Origin of the sequence: Paraclostridium sp. MRS3W1 (genome assembly GCF_032465715.1) — a bacterium.
Lineage (GTDB): Bacteria > Bacillota > Clostridia > Peptostreptococcales > Peptostreptococcaceae > Paraclostridium > Paraclostridium dentum.
This window is the reverse complement of the sequence record NZ_JAWDJM010000050.1, coordinates 35814-56926: the sequence shown is the minus strand read 5'-3', so window position 1 is coordinate 56926 and position 21113 is coordinate 35814. Positions and strand designations below refer to the sequence as shown.

The following is a 21113-nucleotide window of genomic DNA, read 5'->3' as shown; positions in this document are numbered from 1 at the left end:
TTCTAATTTTTCACTAATAACCTATTCGACATTTAATATTTATATTCCTTCTGTTTATTTTTATTTTTATATATATACTTATATTATCATCTTATCTATAAAAATTCCATATCCTATTTTAGAGTTATCTATAAAAACATGCGTAACAGCCCCAATTATTTTATCATTTTGTATTATAGGTGCTCCACTCATTCCTTGAACTATACCACCAGTATAATTTATCAATTTCTCATCTACTACTTCAATCACCATATCTTTATCATCTTTTTTGTTATTATATTTAATTTTTTTTATGTTTATTTGATATTGCCCGATTTTTCCATCTTTATTTTGAAATAAAATTATCGCTGGTCCAAGCTTTATATCTTTACTGTCACCAACTTCTAACATTTTTTCTTTTCCTTCATTATCATATGTCGTTAAATTGCCACTTATTCCAAAACTGTTATTTTTTTTAAAATTACCTATCGGTTTATCGCCATCAAATTCAGCTTTTATTTGCCCTACATGTTTAACTCTTCCCTTTTCAATCGAAATGTCTTCAGCATTGTATATATTTCCACTCTTAACTTTTATCAATTCATTTGTATCTACATCTTTTATTGGATGTCCTAATGCCGAAAATGTATTGTTTTGCGGATTATAAAATGTCATAGTTCCTATTCCAGAAATTTTATCTCTAATCCAAATTCCAAGTTTATATTCATTATTTTCTTTTTTAACTGGAATTTGCTTTGATATTAGTTCTCCATCTCTGTCAATTATTATCTCAACTAAATCTTTATTATAGTCATGTAAAACTCTTTTTACATCTTTACTACTATATACATTAATTCCATTTATACTGATTATATTATCTCCAGCTTCTACTCCATCTATATAATCAACACTCGAATCTTCATTTTCTAATACTAATATTCCATCTGTGTTAGCCCTTATACCTACAACATTTCCAAGTGGAACTAAATATCTTGTTTCTTTTTTATTCTCTGGTTTCGATATTCCCAATATAAATATAGGTATTATTAAGACTAAAGATAAAACTATATATATTTTTTTCATTTTATATCGTCCCTTCATAAATTTATATACATATAGTTCCATTTTTCATTTATTTTTATCCAGTTTAATCTAAATATAATTTTACGCAAAAAAAGTACCTGATTAATTAGGTACTTTTTTTGCAAGTTCTATTATTTCACTAGCATGTTCCATTGTTTTTTCAGTTATATTACTTCCTGCTATAAGTCTTGCTATTTCATCTTTTCTTTGATTATCATCAAGTCTACTTATAACCGTAAATGTTCGTTCATTAGATGTCTTTTTCTCAATACAATAGTGAGTGTCTGCATTTGCTGCAATTTGAGGTAAATGCGTTATACAAATTATTTGCTTTTTCTTAGCTATAAATGATAATTTTTCTCCAACAATCTGAGCTGCTATACCACTTATACCTGTATCTATTTCATCAAACACAAGAGTATCTATTTCATCTATGTCCGCTAAAATCGTCTTAAACGCTAACATGAATCTAGACATCTCTCCTCCTGATGCTACCTTATATATAGGCTTTATATCTTCACCTAGATTGAATGAAATCATAAATTCTATATCATCTTGTCCTTTTGCATTAAATGTAGATTTACCAAATGAAACTTCAAAAACTACATTTTTCATGTTTAAGCTTTTAAGCTCATACAATAGTTTTTCTTGAAGGTTTCTTGCAACTTTTTTTCTTTTCTGAGTTAATTTTTCAGCTTTAATTACTAAAATATCTTCGACTTTTTTAAGCTTTAATTTTAACTCTTCAACTTTTTCATCTCTATTTAATATTTCATCTAATCTTTCATTTATTTTATCTTTATATGCTAAGATTTCTTCTATCGTATCTCCATATTTTCTTCTAAGAGTATTTATTTCATCTACTCTCTGCTCTATTTGTTCTAATTCATAAGGTGAAAAATCAATGTTTTCTTTATAACTTCGAATATCTCTAGATATATCTTGAAGCTCATACATTATTCGCTCTATTGTATCATTATAATCATTTAATTTTTCATCATATTGAGCTATGGCACCTAAATCACCTAGTGATTTAGATATAAGATCTACAGAATTTATACTCCCATCATATAAATTTAAATATGCATTATTTAAGTTAGTAAAAATCTTTTCACCATTTCTATAGACGTCTCTTTGTCTTAATAAATCTTCATATTCATTTTCATTTAAGTTTGCTGATTCTATTTCATTTATTTGAAATTTTATCAAGTCTATTTCTCTTTGAATTTGCATATCGTCTTTATTTTCTGTTAGTACATTTAAAGCTTTTTTTACTTCATTGTATTCAATATATGTCTTTTCATAATCACTTTTAGATTCATATAAGAGTTCTTCTCCAAATAAGTCTAAAAAATCAATATGTGTATCTTTATCAAATAAAACTTGATTTTGATGTTGTCCATGTATATCAATTAAGTAGTTAGAAATTTCTTTTAAAAATGATACTTTTACATTTCTTCCATTTATTCTTGATATACTTTTTCCGTCATCAAATATTTCTTTGCTTATTATTATTTGATTATCCTCTTCTATATCTATTCCATTTTCTAGTAGCTTCTCTTTAAGCTTTTGATTATTAACATCAAATACCGCTTCTACTAAACCTTTTTCTGTGCCTTTTCTTAAAAAGGACCTATCATATTTACCACCTAGACATAAACCTAAAGCTCCTATTATTATAGATTTACCTGATCCAGTTTCTCCAGTTAATATGTTTAGATTTTTGTCTATATCTAGCCTTAGTTCCTCTATTAATGCACAGTTTTTCATATATAATTCAAGGATCAATTTAAATCCCCCTCTTTATTACATTAAATTATGTGAATTGTCTACAACTTTATCTATAGTTATTTTAAACTCTTCTTTATTGTATTCATAACCTTCATTAGAGTTTTTTAAATGAATTAAATATTCAATATTTCCTTCAGGTCCTTTTATAGGAGAGTAATCTAATCCTAATATTGTAAACCCGATTTCTGCTGCAAAATCTGCTACTTTTTCTATAACTTCTATATGTGTAGATTTTTCTCTTACTACACCTTTTTTACCAACTTTTTCTCTTCCAGCTTCAAATTGAGGTTTTATTAATGCTACTACTTGTCCACTTGGATCTAATAATTCTTTTGCTTTTGGTAAAACTAATTTAAGTGATATAAAAGAAACATCTATAGATGCAAATTGTCCAAATTCTTTAGTATCTTCTATAGTTACATGTCTTATGTTTGTTCTCTCCATACATACAACTCTTTCATCTTGTCTAAGTTTCCAAGCAAGTTGTCCGTATCCTACATCTATTGAAAATACTTTTTTTGCTCCATTTTGAAGCATACAATCTGTAAATCCACCTGTTGATGCTCCTATATCTAAACAAACTTTGTTCTCTAATGTTATATCAAAGTTTTTCATTGCCTTTTCAAGCTTTAATCCACCTCTACTAACATATGGTATAGGATTCCCTTTTACTTCTATTTTACTTTCCTCTTTAACCTCTGAGCCAGCCTTATCACATCTTTGATTGTCTACAAATACTAGTCCAGCCATTATAGCTTTTTTAGCTCTTTCTCTACTGTCAAAATATCCTTGTTCTACAAGTAATACGTCTATTCTTTTTTTCATATAAATTACCTTTCTATCTTAATAAACTCTCAATTTGTTGAGCTATACCTGAAGGTGAGATTCCACATTGTTCATATAGTACGTTAACATCCCCGTGAGGAATAAATTCATCTTTAATTCCAATATTAATAATCTCATTATCAAGTTTATTGTCTATAATAAATTTATTTATTCTACTTCCAAATCCACCTGTAAGTACATTGTCTTCTACAGTAACAATATATTTATGATTTTTAGCTAAATCCATTATCAATTTTTCATCTATAGGCTTTAAAAATCTTGCACTAACTACAGTTGGATTAATACCTGATTTATTTAATATGTCTACAGCTTCAATTGATTGTTTAACCATATTTCCTATTGCTAATATAGCAATGTCTTTACCTTCGCTTAATAGTTCATATGTACCAACTTTTATAGGCTTATACTCACCCTTATCCACAAAGTAGCTACTTCCTCTTGGATATCTAATAGCCATAGGTCCTTCTATTTCTAAAGATAAATCCATCATTAGCTCTAGTTCCTTTGTATCTTTAGGAGCCATCACAGTCATGTTAGGTATATTATTTAGATAACTTAAATCAAATATTCCATGGTGTGTTTCTCCATCATTACCTACAAGTCCCGCTCTATCTATAAGTAAAGTTACATTCTTACTTGTTATAGCAATATCATGTATTATTTGATCATATGCTCTTTGTAAGAAAGATGAGTATACTGCAAAATATGGTTTCATTCCAGCTTTTGCTAGTCCTGAACTAAATGTAACTGCATGCTGTTCTGCAATACCAACGTCATAATATCTGTTTGGATATATTTCAGAAAACTTATTTAAGCCTGTTCCTGATGGCATAGCAGCTGTTATAGCAACAACATTTTCATCCTTAGTTGCAAGGTCTATTAACTTTTCTCCTACTACTGAAGATATACTCTTTGATGAAGATGGTTTTAATCCAGTTTTTATATCAAATTTAGAAACTCCATGGTATTTATGTGGTTCATCTTCTGCAAACTTGTAGCCTTTACCTTTTTTTGTTATCACATGAAGTAATATTGGTCCATTTTGTTGTTTTGCTTTTTCTAATGTTTTTACTATTTCATCTATATCATGTCCATCTATAGGCCCTAAGTATGTTATTCCTAAAGAATCAAAAAAAGCACATTCTTGTAATGTAAAGTTTCCTTTTATGCTATCTTTTACTTTGCTTGCCGTTTTAGATAGTATATTGCCTCCAGGAGTAACATTTAATATTTTTTCAACTTCATCTTTAACCTTATTGACAGTTGAATTTTTTATAATAGCTGATAAATGTTTAGACATTCCTCCAACATTTTCATCTATAGACATTTCATTGTCATTTAATATTACTATCATATTCGTATTTATATATCCTATATGGTTAAGAGCCTCTAAAGCCATTCCTCCTGTTATTGATCCATCTCCAATTATAGAAACTACAGAAAAATCTTCGCCTTTTATATCTCTAGCACATGCAATTCCACTTCCTACAGAGATAGATGTACTACTATGCCCTGTATCAAATATATCATGTTCACTTTCGCATTCTTTCGGAAATCCACTTAATCCATTAAATTGTCTTAATGTGTCAAACTGATCTTTTCTTCCTGTAAGTATCTTGTGAACATAAGCCTGGTGTCCTACATCCCATATAAATTTATCTTTTGGACTATCAAATACCTTATGTAGTGCTAAAGTAAGCTCTACAACACCTAAATTAGATGCTAAATGTCCACCTGTCTTAGAAACTGATCTCACTAAAAATTTTCTTATGTCTTTAGCTAGTAAATCTAGCTCTTTAGTGCTCATTTTTTTTATATCTTTAGGAGAATTTACATTATTTAAATAATTATACATAACTTTCTCACCTTTTATCTAAGTAGTTTTTAGCATTAATACTTTAACTAAATACCAATGCTGTAATAATTCCTAAAATAGCTCCAAAAAAAACTTCTACTGGCGTATGTCCTACTAATTCCTTTAATTTTTTTTGTTCAATATGCTTTTTATGCTGTAAATCATCTACAATTTGATTTAATATTACTGCTTGCTTTCCAACTGCACGTCTTACTCCAGATGCATCATACATTATTATCATAGAAAACACTGCAACTACCGCGAATTCTGTTGAATTAAACCCATACTCCATTCCTACTAATGTAGATAAAGATGTAACAAAAGAACTATGAGAACTTGGCATACCCCCAGAAGTAAATATCCTAGATATTTGAATCTTTTTTTGATCTCCTGTAAAAATCTTAAAAAGTTGTGCCAAGAAACAAGCAAACATACTTATAAGCAACACTTTGTTGCTAAAAATTTCTGAAATAAAGCTCATCGTTCCTCCTTAATACTCTCTATCTACTATATAATCAGCTAAGTTGTTTAAAAACTCACTATCTTTATTTATATAATCAATACTCATTTTAGCTTCTGCTATTAATTTATTAGCAGTTTCTTTTGACTTTTCAAGTCCTATAAGTGATGGATAAGTAGATTTTTCATTATCTATATCGCTTCCTACTTTTTTACCAAGCTTAGACTCATCTCCAACAATATCTAATATATCATCAACTATTTGGAATGATAATCCTATGTTTTTTGCATATTTAGTTACATTTTCTAACTCTTCTTCACTTGCTCCACCAATTATAGCTCCTGCTCTCATACATCCAATGATTATTGCTGCTGTTTTATTCATATGTATAAAGTCAAGTTTTTCCATATCTATTGATTTGCCTTCACTTTCAATATCAACAACTTGTCCACCAATCATACCATATATCCCAGAAGCTTTAGCAATTTCATTTATAGCTTTTAAATATTTTTCTGGCTCACCTTTACTTAAAGACTCTCTAAGCATTATTTCATAAGCATAATTTAAAAGCCCATCTCCAGCTAAAATAGCCATAGCTTCTCCATACACTTTATGATTAGTTTTTCTTCCTCTTCTAAGATCATCATTGTCAAGAGCTGGAAGATCATCATGTATCAAAGAATATGTATGTATCATTTCTATAGCTACAGCAAATGGATATGCATCTTTTTCATTTCCCCCAACTAGTTTACAAGCTTCTAATGTAAGTATTGGTCTTAGTCTTTTTCCTCCAGCTTTTAAACTATAATTCATTGAGTCAAATATAGTTTTTTGGTATCCTTCAACTTTAGGCATATACTCATTTAATAAATCTTCTATATTTACAACTCTATTTTTTAATTCTTCTTTAAAATTCATAACTACTCCTCCTCTATACTAAAGGGTACCTCTTTCCCATCTTTGCTAAACTTATCTATTTTTAAATTTGCTTCATCTAATAATTTATTACAATGACTATAAAGTCTTATTCCCTCTTCATATAAATTAAGAGAGTCATCTAAACTTGTAGTTCCAGACTCCAATTTATTTAAAATTTCTTCCAGTCTTTGATAAGCTTCTTCATAAGATAAATTCATTTTTATACCTCTTTAATCTTTAATTTTTTCAATTATACAATCAGCTGTACCATCTTTAAATTTAATTGCTATACTATCCTTTTCTTTCAGGCTATTTATTGTATTTATAGTAGTTTTATCCTTTTGTACTATACTGTACCCTCTATGTAATGTAGCAAGTGGACTTAAGCTATGCAAAAGAGATCCACTACTATCTAAACTTCCTTTTTTAAGTTTTACTACATCATTAATCTCATTAGTTATTTTATCATATATTATATCTATTTGTATAATTTTATCTCTTATTATATAAGACTTAACAATAGTATTTAGTCTATCATAAACATTATTTAATTTATTTTTATCTAGCTTAGATTGATTTATAAGAGCCTTATCTAATCTGTCTTTAGAGTTTTTTAACTTGTATAATAGATCTTCTAATTTTGGGGTTGCTATTTCTGCAGCTGCAGATGGTGTCGGTGCCCTCATATCAGCCACAAAATCAGCTATTGTAAAGTCTGTCTCATGTCCTACAGCTGAAATTATAGGTATGTGCGAACTAAATATCTCTCTTGCAACGCTCTCTTCATTAAAAGACCATAATTCCTCTATGGATCCCCCACCTCTTCCAAGTATTATTGTATCTACATTATTGGCATTATTAAAAAATTTAATTCCTTCACATATTTGTTCAGAAGAGTTTTTTCCTTGAACTGAAACAGAATAAAGCTTTATATTTACTTTTGGATATCTACGCTTTACAACATTAATTATATCTTTTATAACTGCTCCTGTCTCAGATGTTATTATACCTATATTTTTAGGCATTTTAGGTATAGGCTTTTTGTGTATATAGTCAAACAAACCTTCTTTTCCTAGCTTTTCTTTTAATTTTAGAAATTCTATATACAAATTTCCCAGTCCATCTAATTCCACGTTTTCTATATACAATTGATATGATCCATCTCTTTCGTACACAGATATATATCCTGTTGCTATAACCTTCATTCCATCCTCTAAATTTAGTGAACTATCATAATTATTTTTGAAAATTACACAGTTTATTTTAGATGATTTATCTTTCAGAGTCAGATATACATTTTTGCTGCTATGAACTTTAAAGTTTGAAATTTCACCTTTTACTTTTAAGTTATATAAAACTGCATCATTAGTTAAGATTCTTTTTACGTATGAATTAACTTCACTTACATCTAAAGCTCTTAATTTCATAGCTATTCTCCTATAAATTTATTTAATCCTATAAGTGCACAACCTAATGCATTATCTGTGCTATATTCAGGTTTTGCAAAAAAGCTTATCACTTTATCTTTATATAGTTTTTGACTTAATCCCTCTTTTATATATTTGCTTGATGCAACCCCTCCAGCAAATACAACTTCGCTTATATCATACTCTTTACATAAAAATCTAAGCGCTTTATATAAACTTCTCACTATTGAGTCCATTAGTGCTTTAGATATGTATTTTTCATCAAAATCATTTTTCAGCTTAGTGATTTGATTTTCTATCCCAGATAGATTCATATACCCATCTTTTACAGATGTCTTTATTCCTACATCTATATTTTGATTACATTCTAAAGCATTTTTATCTATATATTTTCCACATGGAAACTCATACCCTAATTGAACGCCTAATCTATCTATTAATTGTCCAAAACTTATATCTTTACTTCCACCTATTATTCTAATATTTGATACATCGTTATGTTTTTCAACTAATAATATTTCTGTTGTTCCTCCCGACATATGAACAGAAATAAATTTATTACTTTTTAATTTTTTTTCATATAAGCTGGCTTCAATATGATTTTCTTGATGAGTTGTTGAATATAAATTAATATTATTCATACTACTAAATAATTTTGCAAAATTATATCCTACTGTAAATGCAGGCATATACGAATCATTTATGGGCCTTGGTTTTTCAGATGCACATATTGCACATATATTATATCCGTCCATTATATTTTTTAATTCTTCACTTATTTCCCCTAAATTGTTTACATGTTGAAACACCATTTCGCTTTGTCTTAGCCCTTTTGAATCTTTCTTTACTTTTAACATAATTTTTTTATTAAATACTATACTTTTTTCTAAAGATATAGCTGCTATAGAAGTTGTATAGCAGCTAGTATCTAATCCTATTATTATATTTTTACTTTTCTCCGATTTCACTTACAACACTTCCTAATATTCCATTTATAAACTTAGGAGATTTGTCATCACAGTAAAGTTTAGCTAATTCTATAGCTTCATTTATAGAAACTTTAGTAGGCATTTCTGACATGTATAGTATTTCACAAATAGCAAGTCTAAGTATTGCTAAGTCTACTTTAGCCATTCTATTTATAGTCCAGTTTTTAGCATATTTATTTATTAAAGAATCTATACTTTCTTTATTTGCGTTAAAGCTTTCAACTAGTTCTTTACTATATTTTAAATCAATAAATTGACTTAACTCTGTTTCTTCTAATTCAACGTCCGCTTCATCTGAAAATTGTAATTTTAATTCCTCATATCTATTCTTTATGTATTCAAAGTTATCGTTTAAGAAGTTTTCTAATTTATCATTTAAATCAGTTAAATCCTCTTTATTCATGTCTATTTGGTATATAAACTTCATCATATACTCTCTCGTCGTTATCATTTTAGCTTTTCTCATTTGCTTATTCCTCCTTTGAATTTAGTATATACATATTTACTCGTAAAAAATTCGCTCCGCTCATGTCGCCAACGACTTCGTCCGTTGCTCAAAAACTTTTTTTACGCTCAATACGAAATAATTGATATGACTATATCTTATAGTTTATCCACATTTTTTTGTTTAATGTAATTTCTTTAAGCGTAAAAAAACCCTCTGATTTTCAGAGGGAAATATTAATTTATCGTAGATGATTACTTTGCTTCTGCCTTCTCAACTTTATCCTTTTTAAAGTTGATTCCTTGAACATGTATATTAACTTGAGAAACTTTTAATCCAGTCATTGTTTCAACTGTATTTTTTACATTTTCCTGTACTTTAAAAGCTATATCAGGTATAGATATTCCATAATCAATTATTATCATAACATCTAAGATAACTTCGTCTTCCTCTATTTGTATCTTAACACCATTATTCTTTAGTAATTTATCTGTGAATGTCGATGTAGTTCCTACTCCTTCTACTTCAATAGCTGCTAATCCTGCTATAGTAGCGATGACATCATTTGATATCTTAACTTGTCCAAAGTTATTATTTTCCATCATATATCACATCCCTATATAAACTATTTTATTATATAATAATACCAAATAGAGCTTTAATTTGCAATAAAAAGTTCGATTTGCTTAATCTAGTATTTATGTAATCGACTTATTATTGTGCGTAAAAAAGCCCCAGTATAACTGAGGCATTTATACTTATTTAGAATTACTGCTCATAAGTTTTATATTATCATAGTTAACTTTTGACTCATTTGCAACTAAATCGAATATTTTAGCTGCATCTTTTTGTTGTAATTCTTTGTTTACTACTACATTAACAGTTTCTTCACTTATGTACACTAATGAATCTTCAAATCCTTTTGCTCCTAATAAATCTTCTATTTTAATTTCTAATTCTTGATCTTTTACAAGTTGTAATTTCATATTAGATGCTTGCTTTCTAGTTTCCTCTGATGTAGATGGATTATTTATTATTTCATTTAAGTCTTCTGTTAACTCATTTCTTTGTTTTTCTCTATTCATTTTCATATCTACTGCATATGATGCTTTTTTCATATTTTTATCAGAAGTCATTTTCTTTTCTATTTCTTTGCTAGTTTCTTTAGCTTTTTCATTAACTACAGTATCTTTGCTATCTACAACTTTAACATCTTTCTTAGAATCCTTTTTATCATCATTTTTTGATAGTTGAGCATCTTCATACATTTCCATTTCTTTAGATGCTTCTAATACAGATTTTTTGCTTAAATTATAATTTACTGTCCCAACCACCACTAACATAAGTGTTAATGACATTACGACAAACCCTCTACTTTTAAACATACTTTTGTTAAATTTCATTTATACTCCCCCTAATTAATAATTATATTCTTGTAATATTTATATGTACGAGCTTTTTTATTATGAATATTTTTTTACCTATTTAGAATAAATTTCAACTTGGTGTCCTGAAACCTGAAGTGATGTTTGAACTGCTGAGTATAGACTTTGTTTTACAGTTGGATCGCTAGCTCCACTAGAAACTACTATAACCCCTTTTATTTCTGGCTCTGACGTTTTTATAACTACAGGTTTACTTTCTCCTGAAGTTATCATTGTTTTATTTTCACTCGACGTAGTAACTGTTCTCTCTCCTCCTTGAGCATCTTTTTCAGTCGTCTCTTCCTTTGTAGCATTTGAGTTAAATGCTGGTTCTATTTGTTCCCCAGATGAAAAAGTAATCATCACATCAACTTCTCCTGCTCCCTCTATCTGAGATAATATATTTTTAAGTTGACTTTCTAAATCATTATCTTTTTTTACTTCTACCTGTGCAGACTTTTGATCTTTATTTTCTTCAAAAGTTTCTTTATCTTTTTTGTCAACTGGATTTTTTGTAAATATAGCTAGTCCCATAATACACACAAACGACAGCGCGGCTAGAGTGTATATCTTTTTCTTATCATCTTCCTTTAAGTTTTTAAACATACCTATTCTCAACCCCTATTTATCAATTTCTATATTTTCAATGGATATATCAAGTATGTCTACTAAGCTCTTTTTAACTTCATCTTTTGATTTTTTATCTTTATCATTTGAGCTTTCTTTAAATACTTGTTTATCTTTTTCACCCTCACTAGATTGTATGTCCTTTTTTTCTTCTTTATTACTATTTTTTTCTTTAACCTTAACTTTACTTACATCAGATCCGTCTAATTCAATATCTTCAAGTTCATAACCATATTCATCTAGTTTTAATTCTAATATGCTTTTTAATCCATCTTCATACCCAGACTTTATGCTTTTTCCCCCTGTGTCTTTAGCTAGACTATTCATGCTATCAACATATTGTTGATTATATTTCGTATATGTTTTTAATAATTTGTCCTCTAAACTTGTTCCATCTGAAAAAAAATTAATGACTGGATTTATAGCAATGAATATAAATATAAAATTTAAAACTAGATTAATATATGACTTTAATTTTGAAGAAGGAAGAATCATATTAACTATGTTAACTATAAAGGCTGCAATTAAAATACTTATTATCCAAGCTTTAATACTCTCTAACATATATTCCTCCTTTTACTGTGCCACAACACTAATAGAAACTACGATTGCTATAGTAACGAAAAACATTATTGTTATAGCTATGATACATGCTAACATTATTGCCATAAGATTTGAAATCTCATTTAAAAAGTTCGAAATACTATCTTCTCCAACTGGTTCTACTATCATTGCTGATGTTTTATAAACTAATATTATTGAAATGATTTTTATTATAGGAATTAAGCATATTCCGACTAATATTATAAGTCCAACTCCTCCAAATAAGTTCTTTATAAGTTGAGATGAAGATAATATTATATCAAATGAGTCTGATACAAATCCTCCTACAACAGGTATAAAATTTCCTATGGCAAACTTAGTACTTTTAACTGCAAATCCATCTAAACTCTTAACGTACATACCCTGCATAGATACTAATGCTAAATATATAGTAAATATGGCTCCAATTGTTATCAGATTTATTTGTTTTATAAAAGATGCCAACTTTTTAAGTTTTATACTATTAGATAAATTATTTATAACAAGTATTGCAAAACCTATTGTAATAGATACAAATAGGAAGTTTTTAAAAACTATATTTATAAATGTTACTCCTCCCATAAATATAGGAGTCATAACAGTAGATGTCATAGGAAATCCCATTACCACTAAAAATGTTATTAATATTGGCATTAGTATCTGCATCAAATTGATCATGCTATCAATGGTGGTGTTACATATATTTAAAACATCTTTAAATCCTACCAATGTTAAAGTTACCATTACTATAAATACAATATAGGTTGTTACTTGGCTTATCGCCCCAGATGAGAATGAATTGTCTAAACTTTTTAAAATAGATGATAAGAGCGCTAAGACAAATATTATTGATGCAACTTTTAAACTTGCTCTCAATTCATCGAATAAGAATAGTTTAAGACCCTCTTTATCAAATAAATCTAGCATTGTTTTCTTACCAGATATTAAATCTTTCATAAATGTTTTAAGATCTACATCTTCTATAAACTTTTCATCTTTTATTTGGTTTTGAATTTCTTGTAAATTAATTTTATTTAATTGTTCACTGATATATGTATCTACACTTTCTTTTACTTTTTTATCATTTTCTTCTTGTGCAAATGAAACATTTGCAAATGTTAGCCCCATTAGTATACATAAAATTATACTAGTCACAATTTTTTTCATAAGTAATCATTCTCCTATGGAATCAAATTTAAAATCATATCAACAATAGATATTAATATAGGGAATGACATAGTCATAACTATAATTTTTCCTCCGAATTCAAGCTTAGCTGCAATATTTCCTTCCCCACAGTCTTTGCATATCTGAATAGCAAACTCCATTAAGTATGCTATTCCTATAAGTTTGATTATTAAAGATATATACATAGTAGGTATGTTAGCCTTATTTGCTAATTCATTTATACTTTCAATTATAAAATTGAACTTATAGGTTACAGAAAGTAAAATCATAATTCCTGTTAGTATTCCTATAAACATAGCCATTTCTGGTCTATCTTTTTTTATAATTAAGCATAATATAGTAGAGATAAGCGCAAGACCTACCAATTTCATTACATCCAAAAGATCTCCCCCTTAATATAACTGAAACATCGTTCTAACTGCATTAAATAGATCATTTATCTCAGTTATTACCATCGTAAGAACAATTATCACACCTGCAAGAGTTGTTAAGGTAGTCCAATCTTTTCTATCAGTCTTCTCAAGAACCATATTTAAAACAGATATCAATAACCCAATCCCTGCAACTTTAAAAATCAAAGTTATATCCATATTAACCCTCCTATATTAAAAGTATCCCTATAACTAACCCAATTATAGTAGATAGTTTTCTGTATACTATACCTTTTTTCTCTACATCTTCTTTACTTTCTGTTGTGAGTTTTTTTAAATTTTCAATAGATAAATCAATCATCCTCTCTTGAGAATAAACATCTCCTTTTCCAAGAGTAAGTATTAATTTTTTTAATTCATCTACCTCCTTATCTTGAAAATAACTTTCTTTAATCATAAAATCAGCATTCTTTGATAATATAGTTTCTAATGTTTTGCTATTATCTTCTTTTAGATCTATACTCATATGTTTAAAGAAAGGTCCAAGTGAAAATTCTTTATTTTCTCCTATCCTATAAAATATTTCTTCCAATGTGTACAATCCAAATGATAAGTCCATTCGCATTACCTCTAATATCCTTATGAGCTCATTTAACTGTTTATGCCTTTTTGTATAAGCTTTGTATAAATACTCTCCAATCAGATAGCTACATGCTACTAAAATACTTATTAGAGCTATTTTAATTTGCAAAATACCACCTCTTTTCTTCTAAGTCATATATTTTTTCAATTGTCCCTGGTCCATTTTTAGCCGAAAGTATTATTACTTTTTTGAATAATTCTTTATCGAGTAATTTGCTTAATTCCTTTCTTTCCCTTATATCTTCTATGGAATTCCCATGTACTGTCGTTATTAAGCTAACTCCCCCATTTAAAGCTGTGTACAAAGCTTTTATTTCCTTTTCGCTACCTATTTCATCCGTTACTATTAAGTTAGGTGACATAGCCCTAAGTAACATCATTATACCTATATCTTTTGGGCATGTTTCTATTATGTCTGTTCTTATTCCAACATCCATCTGAGCTATTCCTAAATATGATCCTGAAATCTCATTCCTTTCATCTATAAGAGCTACTTTAATTCCATTAAACCCTTTTTCTTTGTTCCCATTACTTAAATTTCTAACTATATCTCTAAGTAATGTTGTTTTACCACATTGTGGCGGTGAAATTATTAAAGTATTATTTACTTCGTTAGAACTCTTAATTATGTGATTTAATACTTTTTCAGAGCAATTTAATACCTCTCTAGAAATTCTTATATTTAAAGATGATATGTGCTTTATATTTTTAACTTGTCCCTCTTCAATTATTACCTTTCCAACTATTCCAACTCTATGCCCACCTTTTAATGTTATAAACCCTTTTTTTATGTCATCTATAAATGAATGAATTGAATATTTGCACATAAGTTGAAATGTCTGTTCTATATCTTCTTTTTTTACCACATACGAATTTGAATTTTTTATATCTAGCTTGTTCATAGAGTTATTGTAAAAATAGTCTCTATTATTAGAATTTATTATTAATGGTTTCTCTACTCTAAGTCTTATTTCTTCTATATTTAGATCTTCATATTGTACATTTATTATTTTTTCTCTTAGCTTAGGCGATAGAGAATTTAAAATTTCATCTGAAAGTTTATTCATATCCCTTGTCCTCCTTTGTTTATATAATTATATTTTCAAGATTAAATATTTATGACAAAAAACAAAAATTCACTTCGCTCATATCGCCAACGACTTCGTCCGTTGCTCAAAAATCTTTTTTACGCTCAAAAAATATAATGTTAATACAACTAAGTTTCATAGATTATCCCCATATTTTTAGTAATCATAATATACTTAAGCGTAAAAAAGAGTTACCTATTTTAGGTAACTCTTTTAATAATTACTTATTCATATTTTTTAAATGCTAAAGTTGCATTGTGCCCACCAAATCCTAAAGAATTTGACAGTGCATATCTAACATCTCTTTTCTTACCTTCGTTTACAACGTAATCTAAATCTAACTCTTCATCTAAGTTTTCTACATTTATAGTAGGAGGAACATATCCATCACTTATAGCCATAGCACATACGATAGCTTCAACCGCTCCTGCAGCTCCTAATAAATGGCCTGTCATAGACTTTGTAGATGATACGCAAAGTTCATATGCTTGGTCTTTAAAAACACTTTTAATTGCCATTGTTTCAAACTTATCATTATAGTAAGTAGATGTTCCATGAGCATTTATATAATCAACTTCATCAAGAGGAATATTTCCATCTTTCATTGCCATGCTTATAGACCTAGCTGCTCCTTCTCCATTTTCTGCTGGAGTTGTCATATGATATGCATCTGCTGTTGCTCCATATCCAACTATTTCAGCATAAATCTTAGCACCTCTTTTTATAGCATGATCTAAATCTTCTAGTATTAATATACCTGCTCCTTCTCCCATTACAAATCCATCTCTATCTTTATCAAATGGTCTTGAAGCAGTTTTTGGATCATCATTTCTAGTAGACATAGCCTTCATATTACAGAAACCGGCAAATGAAAGTGGTGTAACACCAGCTTCACTTCCTCCTGCTACCATTATGTCTGCATCGCCTCTTTGTATAGCTTTAAATGCATCTCCTATAGCATGAGACCCTGATGCACAAGCAGTAGATACATTAGTGTTTGGTCCTTTTGCACCTAATGCAATAGATACTTGGCCTGCTGCCATGTTAGAAATCATCATAGGAACGAAAAATGGACTAACTCTTCTATTTCCTTTTTCTAGTAAAATTTTGTGTTGCTCTTCTATTGTAGCAACGCCTCCTATACCAGAACCTATTATAACTCCCATTTTTTCGCTATCTACTTTGTCTAAGTCAAGATTTGCATCTTTTACTGCCATTTGCGAAGATGCTATGGCAAAATGAGTAAATCTATCCATTCTTTTCAATTCTTTTTTATTTATATAATCTTCTGGATTAAAATCTTTTACTTCTCCAGCTATTTGTGTTTGAAATGAGGATGCATCAAAGCTAGTTATTTTATCTATACCACAAACTCCATCTTTTATGTTGGTCCAAAATGTTTCTTTTCCTGTTCCAACTGGAGTAACACAACCTAATCCAGTTATAACAACTCTTCTTTTCATAACATTTCCTCCACTATTTGTTTGCTTCTATATATTTAACTATATCTCCTATGCATACGAACTTTTCTGCTTCTGTATCTGGTATTTCTATTGAAAATTCATCTTCAAGAGCCATCATTATTTCAACAGCGTCTAATGAATCTGCTTCTAAATCTTTCATTAATGAAGTCTCCATAGTTACTTCTTTATTGTCTATTCCTAATTGATCCTTTATTATTTCTACAACTTTTTCAAACATAATTTAATTCCTCCTAAATTTTATTTAAACTTATATTTTTACTTTTTTATTGCATTACCATTCCACCATCTACATTTATAACCTGACCTGTTATATAACTTGCCATATCACTTGCTAAAAACAATACTGCATTAGCCACATCATCAGGCTCTCCAAATCTATTTTGCGGAATGTTTTTTAACATATTAGATTTTAAATCTTCATTTAAAACACTAGTCATATCTGTATCTATAAATCCTGGAGCTATAGCATTTACACTTATGTTTCTTGATGCCAATTCTCTAGCACTTGATTTTGTAAGCCCTATTACACCTGCTTTAGATGCACAGTAGTTTGCTTGCCCTGGATTTCCTATTATTCCAACTACAGATGATATGTTTATTATTTTTCCATATCTTTTTTTCATCATATATTTAGTAGCTGCTTTTGTGCAGTTGAAAACACCTTTTAGATTTATATCGATAACCTTGTCAAAGTCATCTTCTTTCATTCTCATTAAAAGTCCATCTTTTGTTATACCAGCATTGTTTACTAATATATCTACTTTTCCAAACTCTTTAACTACAGACTCTATCATATTGTCAACTTCGCTACTTTTAGATACATCGCATTTTACTATCATACTTTTAACACCATATGATTCTATTTCTTCTTTAGTTTTTAAAGCATGTTCTTCATTTGATGTATAGTTTATTACAACATTTGCTTTTTGTGATGCTAGTTTTTTAGCTATAGCTTTACCTATACCTCTAGATCCTCCAGTTACAATTGCTACTTTATCTTGTAAGTTAACCATTATATTTCACCTCTTTTATAAGTTTCAACAAAGTCATTCATAGATTCCATATTATCAATGTTATAAACTTTAGTATCAACTTTATTCTTTTTGGAAATTTTATTTATAAATCCTTTTAGCACTTTTCCTGGTCCGATTTCAATAAATGTATCAAACCCTTCATTTATTAGCTTTTCTATTGAATCTTCCCATAAAACAGATGAGCTCACTTGACTAACCAAAAGATCTTTATAGTTGTCTGTATAATAATCTGCATTTACATTTGAAACTACAGATACCTTACATTTTCTTAGTTTAATATCATCTAATTCTTTTTTTAGCTTTAATCCAGCTGGTTCTAGCATAGATGAATGAAAAGGTGCACTTACATTTAGTACAACAGCTTTTTTTGCTCCGTTTTCTTTAAATAAACTTATACTATCTTTTACCGTACCTGTCTCCCCTGATATTACAATTTGACCTGGAGAGTTATAATTTGCAACCTCTATTATTCCATTATCAACTTGTTCTATAACCTCATTTACTTTTTCTCTATCTAACCCTAGTATAGCTGCCATAGTCCCCTTTCCTAAAGGTACACTTTCTTGCATATACTTGCCTCTTTTTTTAACTACCGCTACAGCATCGTTAAAATCCATTGCATCTGCTGCTACTAAAGCGCTATATTCTCCTAGTGATAGCCCTAAGCATGCATCATACTTTAAATCTATCTTATCTTTTAAACTTTCAAATAACGCTATACTATGAGTAACTATAGCTGGTTGAGTATTTTCTGTTTTAGCTAGTTCTTCATCACTACCTTCAAACATTATCTTTTTTAAATTTATTCCAACTGATCTTTCTGCTTCATCAATAATTTTTTTAGCTATGTCATCATTGTTATATATATCACTTGCCATACCTACATATTGAGCTCCTTGACCAGGAAATACTAATGCAACCTTACCCATACTATACCTCCAATTTTTTATTTATTTTAGATAATATAGATTTTGATTCTTCCATTATATCTTCTATTATTTGTTTACAAGGCTTCACATCATTTATGTATGATGCTATTTGACCTGCCATAAATGATCCATTATCTACATCTCCATTTACAACTGCCATTCTTAATGATCCTACACCTTTTTGACCTATATCTAAAGGATTAGCTCCTTCTTTTTCCATATTTAATATATCTTTAGCCAATTTATTTTTTAATGTTCTAACTGGATGCCCAGTACTTCTTCCTGTAACTATTGCATCTCTATCTCTAGATTTCAAAATAAGATTTTTATAGTTTTCATGAGCTATGCATTCATCACTACAAATAAATCTTGTTCCTATTTGTACACCACTAGCCCCTAAGCATAGTGCTGCTGCCAATCCTTTACCATCAGCAATTCCTCCTGCTGCAATTACAGGAATATTTACATTATCTACAACTTGAGGAGTTAGAACCATTGTTGTTAGCTCTCCTATATGTCCTCCTGCTTCTGTTCCTTCAACTATTACTGCATCTGCACCATGCTTTTCCATTCTTTTTGCTAGTGCAATAGTTGGAACTACGGGTATAATCTTTGTATTTACTTCTTTTAATCGCTCTATATATTTTGCTGGATTTCCAGCTCCTGTAGTTATTACTTCTACTCTTTCTTCTACTATTAAATCCATTATCTCTTCTACAAATGGAGATAATAGCATAACATTAACTCCAAACGGTTTATCTGTTAATTCTCTGCACTTTTTTATTTGCTCTTTTATTACTTCTTTTGGTGCATTTCCTGCTGCAATTATTCCTAATCCTCCAGCATTTGATACTCCTGCTGCTAATTCAGCAGTTGCTACCCAAGCCATCCCACCTTGGATTATAGGGTATTTTATATTTAATAATTCACATAAATCCTTCATAATTTCCTCCTTATATACTCCATCTAATTAAAGAAGCTCCCCATGTCAATCCGCCTCCGAATCCTACTAGAACTACATTATCGCCTTTTTTAATTTTTCCTTCTCTATAGGCTTCATCTAGCGCTACTGGAATTGATGCTGCTGACATGTTTCCATATCTATTTAAGTTCACATATACTTTATCCATACTTAAGTTTAATCTTTTTGCTGAAGCTTCTATTATTCTTATATTAGCTTGGTGTGGTATAAGGTAATCTACATCTTGTATACTTAAGTTAGCACTTTCTATACATTTAACAGATGCATCTTGCATTATTCTAACAGCAAATTTAAATACATCACTTCCTGCCATTTGTATGTAATGCAATCTATCTTTAACAGTTTCTTCACTAGCTGGCAACTTAGAACCTCCAGCTGGTACTTTAAGATAATCTTTACCATTTCCATCAGAGCCTAAATTTGTAGATAATACTCCGCCTTCTTCAACTGGTCCCATAACTACCGCTCCAGCTCCATCTCCAAATAATATTGCTGTAGATCTATCTTCATAATCTAATATTGTTGATAAAGCTTCTGCTCCTATTACTAATACATGTTTATATGTTTTAGTTTCTATAAATTGTTTTGCTATTGTTATACCATATATAAATCCTGAGCATGCCGCTTCAAGGTCAAAACCTGCTGCTTTAGTTGCATTTATGTTTGCTTGAACTAAGCATGCTGTAGATGGAAATACCATGTCTGGTGTAATTGTAGCTACTATAATTAAATCTATATCTTCTGGAGTCAAGTTTGCATTTTCTATTGCTTTTATAGCTGCTTTAGTTGCAAGATCTGATGTTGCTTCATTTTCATCTACTAATCGTCTTTCATTTATTCCTGTTCTTGTTCTTATCCATTCATCTGATGTATCCATTATCTTTTCAAGATCGAAGTTAGTCATTACCTTTTTAGGAACATAACTTCCAACCCCTAATATACCAGCCTTTGTATTCATAAATTAACCTC

General features: G+C 29.2%; 25 protein-coding genes. All 25 read right to left on the bottom strand.

What is annotated here, in order from left to right; translation table 11 throughout:
* Nucleotides 1-78: 78 nt before the first annotated feature.
* A complete protein-coding gene (locus tag RWY47_RS04245; protein ID WP_167402939.1) occupies nt 79-1062 on the bottom strand; it encodes a SpoIVB peptidase S55 domain-containing protein in 984 nt (327 codons plus the stop codon).
* A gap of 102 nt (nt 1063-1164) precedes the next feature.
* Complete coding sequence (gene recN, locus RWY47_RS04240) at nt 1165-2850, bottom strand: DNA repair protein RecN (protein WP_224170662.1); 1686 nt, start codon at nt 2848-2850, stop codon at nt 1165-1167.
* Nucleotides 2851-2868: 18 nt separating this feature from the next.
* Nucleotides 2869-3678: a TlyA family RNA methyltransferase gene (locus RWY47_RS04235; protein ID WP_021433814.1), complete on the bottom strand. Its 810-nt coding sequence runs from the start codon at nt 3676-3678 to the stop codon at nt 2869-2871.
* A gap of 13 nt (nt 3679-3691) precedes the next feature.
* Entirely contained in the window at nt 3692-5554 is a 1863-nt protein-coding gene (gene dxs / locus RWY47_RS04230) for a 1-deoxy-D-xylulose-5-phosphate synthase (RefSeq protein WP_025161759.1), read from the bottom strand.
* Between the two features lie 43 nt (nt 5555-5597).
* Nucleotides 5598-6035, bottom strand: a complete 438-nt coding sequence (locus RWY47_RS04225; RefSeq protein ID WP_021429973.1) for a divergent PAP2 family protein — start codon at nt 6033-6035, stop codon at nt 5598-5600.
* A gap of 9 nt (nt 6036-6044) precedes the next feature.
* The gene (locus tag RWY47_RS04220; protein WP_021429976.1) at nt 6045-6932 is read right to left on the bottom strand and encodes a polyprenyl synthetase family protein; all 888 of its coding nucleotides are present in this window, start codon (nt 6930-6932) and stop codon (nt 6045-6047) included.
* A gap of 2 nt (nt 6933-6934) precedes the next feature.
* Nucleotides 6935-7150: an exodeoxyribonuclease VII small subunit gene (gene xseB, locus RWY47_RS04215; protein ID WP_021429988.1), complete on the bottom strand. Its 216-nt coding sequence runs from the start codon at nt 7148-7150 to the stop codon at nt 6935-6937.
* Between the two features lie 12 nt (nt 7151-7162).
* Nucleotides 7163-8359: an exodeoxyribonuclease VII large subunit gene (gene xseA, locus RWY47_RS04210; protein ID WP_224170661.1), complete on the bottom strand. Its 1197-nt coding sequence runs from the start codon at nt 8357-8359 to the stop codon at nt 7163-7165.
* 2 nt (nt 8360-8361) lie between these two features.
* A complete protein-coding gene (locus tag RWY47_RS04205; RefSeq protein WP_224170660.1) occupies nt 8362-9327 on the bottom strand; it encodes an O-sialoglycoprotein endopeptidase in 966 nt (321 codons plus the stop codon).
* A complete protein-coding gene (gene nusB, locus RWY47_RS04200; RefSeq protein ID WP_148549787.1) occupies nt 9308-9814 on the bottom strand; it encodes a transcription antitermination factor NusB in 507 nt (168 codons plus the stop codon). Before nusB ends, RWY47_RS04205 begins: the two co-directional genes overlap by 20 nt.
* A 233-nt stretch (nt 9815-10047) precedes the next feature.
* Nucleotides 10048-10395, bottom strand: coding sequence for an Asp23/Gls24 family envelope stress response protein (locus RWY47_RS04195; RefSeq protein ID WP_224170713.1), 348 nt, complete (start codon nt 10393-10395; stop codon nt 10048-10050).
* 156 nt (nt 10396-10551) lie between these two features.
* Nucleotides 10552-11196 (bottom strand): SpoIIIAH-like family protein, encoded by a 645-nt coding sequence (locus RWY47_RS04190; RefSeq protein WP_021430062.1) that lies wholly within the window; start codon nt 11194-11196, stop codon nt 10552-10554.
* Nucleotides 11197-11274: 78 nt separating this feature from the next.
* Nucleotides 11275-11823: a stage III sporulation protein AG gene (locus tag RWY47_RS04185; RefSeq protein ID WP_021430047.1), complete on the bottom strand. Its 549-nt coding sequence runs from the start codon at nt 11821-11823 to the stop codon at nt 11275-11277.
* A 15-nt stretch (nt 11824-11838) separates the two neighbouring features.
* The gene (locus tag RWY47_RS04180) at nt 11839-12408 is read right to left on the bottom strand and encodes a stage III sporulation protein AF (protein ID WP_224170659.1); all 570 of its coding nucleotides are present in this window, start codon (nt 12406-12408) and stop codon (nt 11839-11841) included.
* A gap of 12 nt (nt 12409-12420) precedes the next feature.
* A complete protein-coding gene (gene spoIIIAE / locus RWY47_RS04175) occupies nt 12421-13593 on the bottom strand; it encodes a stage III sporulation protein AE (RefSeq protein WP_021433824.1) in 1173 nt (390 codons plus the stop codon).
* A 14-nt stretch (nt 13594-13607) separates the two neighbouring features.
* On the bottom strand, nt 13608-13985 hold the full coding sequence (gene spoIIIAD / locus RWY47_RS04170; protein WP_224170712.1) for a stage III sporulation protein AD: 378 nt from the start codon (nt 13983-13985) through the stop codon (nt 13608-13610).
* Between the two features lie 21 nt (nt 13986-14006).
* Entirely contained in the window at nt 14007-14204 is a 198-nt protein-coding gene (gene spoIIIAC / locus RWY47_RS04165; RefSeq protein WP_021122904.1) for a stage III sporulation protein AC, read from the bottom strand.
* Nucleotides 14205-14214: 10 nt separating this feature from the next.
* On the bottom strand, nt 14215-14736 hold the full coding sequence (locus RWY47_RS04160) for a stage III sporulation protein AB (protein WP_038285362.1): 522 nt from the start codon (nt 14734-14736) through the stop codon (nt 14215-14217).
* The gene (spoIIIAA, locus tag RWY47_RS04155; RefSeq protein WP_142729815.1) at nt 14726-15694 is read right to left on the bottom strand and encodes a stage III sporulation protein AA; all 969 of its coding nucleotides are present in this window, start codon (nt 15692-15694) and stop codon (nt 14726-14728) included. The genes RWY47_RS04160 and spoIIIAA overlap by 11 nt, the downstream gene beginning before the upstream one ends.
* A gap of 245 nt (nt 15695-15939) precedes the next feature.
* On the bottom strand, nt 15940-17178 hold the full coding sequence (fabF, locus tag RWY47_RS04150) for a beta-ketoacyl-ACP synthase II (RefSeq protein WP_021430056.1): 1239 nt from the start codon (nt 17176-17178) through the stop codon (nt 15940-15942).
* A 13-nt stretch (nt 17179-17191) separates the two neighbouring features.
* Entirely contained in the window at nt 17192-17416 is a 225-nt protein-coding gene (acpP, locus tag RWY47_RS04145) for an acyl carrier protein (protein ID WP_021429992.1), read from the bottom strand.
* A gap of 46 nt (nt 17417-17462) precedes the next feature.
* Complete coding sequence (gene fabG / locus RWY47_RS04140; protein ID WP_021430005.1) at nt 17463-18212, bottom strand: 3-oxoacyl-[acyl-carrier-protein] reductase; 750 nt, start codon at nt 18210-18212, stop codon at nt 17463-17465.
* Nucleotides 18212-19162 (bottom strand): ACP S-malonyltransferase, encoded by a 951-nt coding sequence (gene fabD / locus RWY47_RS04135; RefSeq protein WP_224170658.1) that lies wholly within the window; start codon nt 19160-19162, stop codon nt 18212-18214. The genes fabG and fabD overlap by 1 nt, the downstream gene beginning before the upstream one ends.
* 1 nt (nt 19163) lies before the next feature.
* On the bottom strand, nt 19164-20105 hold the full coding sequence (gene fabK, locus RWY47_RS04130) for an enoyl-[acyl-carrier-protein] reductase FabK (RefSeq protein ID WP_224170657.1): 942 nt from the start codon (nt 20103-20105) through the stop codon (nt 19164-19166).
* Between the two features lie 10 nt (nt 20106-20115).
* Nucleotides 20116-21102: a beta-ketoacyl-ACP synthase III gene (locus RWY47_RS04125; protein WP_168930376.1), complete on the bottom strand. Its 987-nt coding sequence runs from the start codon at nt 21100-21102 to the stop codon at nt 20116-20118.
* Between the last annotated feature and the right edge of the window lie 11 nt (nt 21103-21113).

Bases quoted from the DNA above. Each gene is read 5' to 3' on its own strand.
- RWY47_RS04245 (WP_167402939.1), bottom strand. From the start codon at position 1,062: ATGAAAAAAATATATATAGTTTTATCTTTAGTCTTAATAATACCTATA.
- RWY47_RS04235 (WP_021433814.1), bottom strand. From the start codon at position 3,678: ATGAAAAAAAGAATAGACGTATTACTTGTAGAACAAGGATATTTTGAC.
- dxs (WP_025161759.1), bottom strand. From the start codon at position 5,554: ATGTATAATTATTTAAATAATGTAAATTCTCCTAAAGATATAAAAAAA.
- RWY47_RS04225 (WP_021429973.1), bottom strand. From the start codon at position 6,035: ATGAGCTTTATTTCAGAAATTTTTAGCAACAAAGTGTTGCTTATAAGT.
- RWY47_RS04220 (WP_021429976.1), bottom strand. From the start codon at position 6,932: ATGAATTTTAAAGAAGAATTAAAAAATAGAGTTGTAAATATAGAAGAT.
- xseB (WP_021429988.1), bottom strand. From the start codon at position 7,150: ATGAATTTATCTTATGAAGAAGCTTATCAAAGACTGGAAGAAATTTTA.
- xseA (WP_224170661.1), bottom strand. From the start codon at position 8,359: ATGAAATTAAGAGCTTTAGATGTAAGTGAAGTTAATTCATACGTAAAA.
- nusB (WP_148549787.1), bottom strand. From the start codon at position 9,814: ATGAGAAAAGCTAAAATGATAACGACGAGAGAGTATATGATGAAGTTT.
- RWY47_RS04195 (WP_224170713.1), bottom strand. From the start codon at position 10,395: ATGGAAAATAATAACTTTGGACAAGTTAAGATATCAAATGATGTCATC.
- RWY47_RS04190 (WP_021430062.1), bottom strand. From the start codon at position 11,196: ATGAAATTTAACAAAAGTATGTTTAAAAGTAGAGGGTTTGTCGTAATG.
- RWY47_RS04185 (WP_021430047.1), bottom strand. From the start codon at position 11,823: ATGTTTAAAAACTTAAAGGAAGATGATAAGAAAAAGATATACACTCTA.
- RWY47_RS04180 (WP_224170659.1), bottom strand. From the start codon at position 12,408: ATGTTAGAGAGTATTAAAGCTTGGATAATAAGTATTTTAATTGCAGCC.
- spoIIIAE (WP_021433824.1), bottom strand. From the start codon at position 13,593: ATGAAAAAAATTGTGACTAGTATAATTTTATGTATACTAATGGGGCTA.
- spoIIIAD (WP_224170712.1), bottom strand. From the start codon at position 13,985: ATGAAATTGGTAGGTCTTGCGCTTATCTCTACTATATTATGCTTAATT.
- spoIIIAC (WP_021122904.1), bottom strand. From the start codon at position 14,204: ATGGATATAACTTTGATTTTTAAAGTTGCAGGGATTGGGTTATTGATA.
- spoIIIAA (WP_142729815.1), bottom strand. From the start codon at position 15,694: ATGAATAAACTTTCAGATGAAATTTTAAATTCTCTATCGCCTAAGCTA.
- fabF (WP_021430056.1), bottom strand. From the start codon at position 17,178: ATGAAAAGAAGAGTTGTTATAACTGGATTAGGTTGTGTTACTCCAGTT.
- acpP (WP_021429992.1), bottom strand. From the start codon at position 17,416: ATGTTTGAAAAAGTTGTAGAAATAATAAAGGATCAATTAGGAATAGAC.
- fabG (WP_021430005.1), bottom strand. From the start codon at position 18,212: ATGGTTAACTTACAAGATAAAGTAGCAATTGTAACTGGAGGATCTAGA.
- fabD (WP_224170658.1), bottom strand. From the start codon at position 19,162: ATGGGTAAGGTTGCATTAGTATTTCCTGGTCAAGGAGCTCAATATGTA.
- fabK (WP_224170657.1), bottom strand. From the start codon at position 20,105: ATGAAGGATTTATGTGAATTATTAAATATAAAATACCCTATAATCCAA.
- RWY47_RS04125 (WP_168930376.1), bottom strand. From the start codon at position 21,102: ATGAATACAAAGGCTGGTATATTAGGGGTTGGAAGTTATGTTCCTAAA.